5 protein-coding genes are annotated in these 4,130 nt (G+C 58.9%); 1 reads left to right on the forward strand and 4 read right to left on the reverse strand.

Going from position 1 to position 4,130, the window contains the following annotated elements:
• The 4 genes from IFT87_RS20000 to IFT87_RS20015 form a co-directional block, all read right to left on the reverse strand.
• Nucleotides 1-1,068, reverse strand: a 1,068-nt coding sequence (locus tag IFT87_RS20000) for an alpha/beta hydrolase (protein ID WP_192191735.1), incomplete at its 3' end; no start/stop codon positions are given.
• Between the two features lie 189 nt (nt 1,069-1,257).
• A complete protein-coding gene (locus IFT87_RS20005) occupies nt 1,258-1,647 on the reverse strand; it encodes a hypothetical protein (protein ID WP_192191736.1) in 390 nt (129 codons plus the stop codon).
• Between the two features lie 196 nt (nt 1,648-1,843).
• Nucleotides 1,844-2,407, reverse strand: a complete 564-nt coding sequence (locus IFT87_RS20010; protein ID WP_192191737.1) for a hypothetical protein — start codon at nt 2,405-2,407, stop codon at nt 1,844-1,846.
• A gap of 71 nt (nt 2,408-2,478) precedes the next feature.
• Nucleotides 2,479-2,751, reverse strand: a complete 273-nt coding sequence (locus IFT87_RS20015; protein ID WP_192191738.1) for a PadR family transcriptional regulator — start codon at nt 2,749-2,751, stop codon at nt 2,479-2,481.
• Nucleotides 2,752-3,132: 381 nt separating this feature from the next.
• On the opposite strand from IFT87_RS20015, the gene IFT87_RS20020 reads away from it, so the two are divergent.
• Nucleotides 3,133-4,130 (forward strand): GGDEF domain-containing protein (locus IFT87_RS20020; protein ID WP_192191739.1); only part of this gene is annotated, 998 nt, incomplete at its 3' end.

The raw sequence follows: 4,130 nt of genomic DNA on the forward strand, positions 1-4,130 counted from the left end.
GCGAGGCGATCCGAGATACGGGCCCAACCTTGACGCCTCATCCGGCTCGCCTGCAACCGCGCCTTCTTGGAACGAATGACCGAGCCCATCGAGCATTACAATTTGAGCGCGACGGTTGCTCGCCAAAGCGGCACGCGCCGCGGGTGCGTCATCCACCAGCGTATCCTTGGTTCCGTAGATCGCTAGAACGGGAATGTGCAAGGCCCTGAGATCGGAGGCCGAGCGAAGCTTTCGTGCGCCCCAGGCCTCTGGAACGTCGATCATGGCGAGCGCTTGTTCCGCCTGAGCGCGCGGGAACCCCGCTGCCTCGAACCAGTCTACGGCGTTGGCATGAAGGCGTGCAATCGTTGCCGCATCTCCGCTGTCTACACGAGCCTGGAGCAAAGCTATGGCCGCATCCGCCGCCGGGCCGACGAGGGTGTCACGGCCCCCGACAACCATCTTCATCATCTGCTTGTAAAGCCCCTTCCTGACATAGGGCAGCCCGTCGCCAACATTGCCCGCCAGCGTCACCACGGCCGCGATTTCGGGATCGGCGGCCGCCGCCGACGGCGCAATCACACCGCCCCCGCTATGGCCGACCAACGCAATGCGGCTGGCAATAATATCCGAGCGATGGCGCATCGCCGCGACCGCGGCGCGGGCATCCGCGGTCAGTCGCTCGACATCCTCCTCGTACGTGCCCGTCGACTGCCCGACACCGCGCTTGTCATATTCCAGGGCAGCGATGCCGTCGGCGGACAGTCTTTTGATTATCTCGGAAAAGCCACCGCGTTTATTGGGCCCATTCCCCTCGATCAGCACGGCCAAAGGATAGGGACCCTTGCTGTGCCCTGCCGGCAGGTACAGCGTTCCCGCCAGAACAACACCGGGCTCAGATGAGATGCGAACATCGGTGGCGGTCGGCCCGAGCACGGCCAAGCGCGCGCGATTCGACGAAGGTATGCCGACCTCTGCCTGTGGCTGCGCCTCTACGCGGCCGGCGAAGCCTGTCGCGAGAAGCGCAAGAAGGGCCGTCAGCACCCGATAGGGGGAGCCGCGGGACGCACTAGTCATGGTTTTTATCATTGCTCCACTTCCTCACCGTGCAGCACGGCCGGTATGCCGTGCCAAAGTCTTCTCACCGTTCGCTGCTAAACAACCGCTCGTAACATTCAGAAGCCATCGCTCCGCGTTATAGAAACATATGTAGACTTATGAGTGGTGCTAGGGCGGCTCCAACCAAATCATTCAAGCTGATGAACGGTCCCTTCGAAGTTATTTGCGAAGACGTGGGGTCGACCGTGCAAAGACATAGGGTGTCAAACCCTCATGCAGCGTAATTCTGGTCGGCGTAGGTAGCCGGTCAAGGCGCAGCCTGCGCACCGAGCGTGTTCCATCCACGTCGAGCCCCTGATCGGCTACAACGCCGACGTCGACGTGGGGCAGGATGTACGGCCCATCTGCATCTCTCGCGACAACGTAGGATACCGTCCGCTGATCATTGAGCAGCATCTTGCCGCCGGCCAGCTTTACCGTGCCGCAGCAGTCGTTGGCGAAAAGGCCGGCCTCACCGGCATCAACGACAGGCTTACGCGGGAAGACGAGAAGAGTGATGAGCAAGACAGTGCCGGCAGCGACGACACCGAGACTGATAACTCGCCACATCTTCGCTCCCCTTTCACCGCGTCGGACACTGTGCCCCCCGTCGGTTCTGCCCACACCTAGGCAGCGTTTTGTCGGCCGTAAGCGTCGAACCTCACCACCCTCGCTGTAGGCGCAGAGCAACATATGTAGATTTAAGAGTCAAGTGACTCCACAGAGTTCCGGTCGTTCGTTCGGATCGTAGAAAAGTACCTACAAGCTACCGGGCGAGCAGTTCGGATGAGGTGTCCGATGAAATCCGAATGTGCCACCGCGAAATGACTACCACCGCCACAAATTCGATCACCAACTCCGCGACTTGCACCCCCAATGACGACAGATCGATCATCAATACGCCCATGAACAGCGACAACGTGATCATTGCTGCTCCAATCAGCGTGCCGCACTTCACGATGCGCGGCCAATCCCCCTCTACGAGCGTCCACGCGAGACATAGGTGCGCCATACCGAGCAGAAGCCACGTGATAAGCAATATCGGGATTGCGCTGTTCTGAGACCAGATCAAATAAAGATTCGGTCCGTCGCCGGCACTTGGGATACCAAAAGGCGGACCGTCTGCCGAAGACAGGAAGCCGACCGCCTGCTGGAACTGCAGAGTTGCCATCGGAATGAGTAACCCCAGAGCAAGCGCGTAACTCGCAAGGATCAGGCGTCCTTCGCTGTGCTTCCCGATCTCTCGCCACGCTACGAACAGGCAGCCGAGAGCGAACAGGAATGGACGTCGATCCTCCACCGCAGCTTCGAACTCCGCTTCCATGGCCATCGCCCATGTTCGGCGATCCGAGCCGAGAGACCGACTGGCCAATGACAGCAGAGCTCGCGACACAGCTGATTTCACGCGAAGGCGGCCTTGGTGAAAGTCATTGGGCCGGCAGGTGTGGCCATACGCGCAAATGCCACTCCAGCACTCGTTAAACGGTATGCATGTCGAGCAGGCCGGCCAGGGTGTTCCGGTTCACGCCACTCGTTCTCGACAAGCCCTTGGTCGGTCATGCGGATCAGTAGCGGGTACAGCGTTCCAGACAGGAGCCCCGTCTCTTTCATCAGATCGTAGCCGTGGCGCCACTGCTGAGTGTGCGCCGACAGTGCCTCCAGCAAGAGGAGCATTTGCTTCGATGGTCGACGATTACGGGCCATACTTTTACTCAACCTAAGTAGAGTTATCTGTCAACTGTTCCCAGAAAGTATGGACCTACTATAGCACCCGATGGATGGCCGACTGTGGACGGCACTGCCCGACAGAGTGGGGCTGATAGGACCCATCAACCGCCGTCTACGGCGGACGATACGCTTCCCAGTTTCGAACACCGGCTCATGTGTTTCGCGTCAATTAAGCCAGCCCCCGTGTCCTGAGGGAAGCGTTCAGATAGAATGCCTTCACCTTTTGCGTTTAATTAGAGACGTGTGAAAGCCACTGAGAGCCCATTCGTTCGCGACATTCCTGACGGAACGTACGTCGAGCTGGTTGCCAGTCTGTGCGGCACGCGCATGCCCGCAGCGATCATGACGTTGCTGTTCCTCGTGGTTGGTGTGCTCGGCGTTCACGCCTCACGGGATATCGCTCTGGCGAGCTTGGTCGCTATAGGAACGATCGCGAGCGTAGCACGCCTTGCCGTTTTGATCCGCGGTAGACGGCTGTGCGATAACCCCGAAATGCCCTTACTCACTGCCAAGCGCTTTGAGCGCCGGTTTGCACTCACCTATTGGGCCTTCGCGGCTGTCTTCGGTCTATTTGCCGCACGATCCTATATGCTGCCGCTGGCAGAATGGCAGATGCCCATCGGCATTCTCGTCGTGGGATACGCCGCAGGAGCAGCATCTACGGTCGCTATGCGCCCTTACATCGTGATTACGAGCCTGATTGTCGCGGTAATCCCGCCAGCTTTAGTTCTGCTACTGCGGGGAGATCCGAATGCGATCGTTTCGGCTCTTTGCCTATTTGCGCTGCTCACAGGCGGCCTTCGTAGCGCTAGCCAACGATATCGTTCGCAGTTGGCAAAGACGACAACGCGACACGCCTTTGCTCGTCAGGTCAAAACGGATCACCTCACTGGGCTTGGCAACCGGCTGGCTCTCGCCGAGGCATTTGAGACAAACGCCCGGCCAGAGCGACACGGGCGTATCGCGTTTCACTATGTCGACCTCGACGACTTCAAGCCGGTCAACGACCGGCTTGGTCACCAGGTAGGCGATAGCTTGCTATGCTTGGTCGCCGATAGGTTGCGGACATCTATAAATCCTGAAGACATGGTTGTTAGGCTTGGAGGCGACGAATTTGTCGTCGTGCAAATCGACTCCGAGTCTGACTTTGACGTTGAGCAACAAGGATTACGCATCGAACAGGTCTTGAACCGCGCCTACGTGTTAGAGGGCCATTCGGTTAACTGTGCCGCCAGCGTCGGATCAAGCCGCTCTACTGATAACAATCAGAGCATGAATTGCCTTCTGGTGGCTGCGGACGAAGAGCTGAGGCGGAGAAAGGCAGA

It is taken from the genome of Sphingomonas sp. CFBP 8765 (assembly GCF_014841445.1).
GTDB lineage: Bacteria > Pseudomonadota > Alphaproteobacteria > Sphingomonadales > Sphingomonadaceae > Sphingomonas > Sphingomonas aerolata.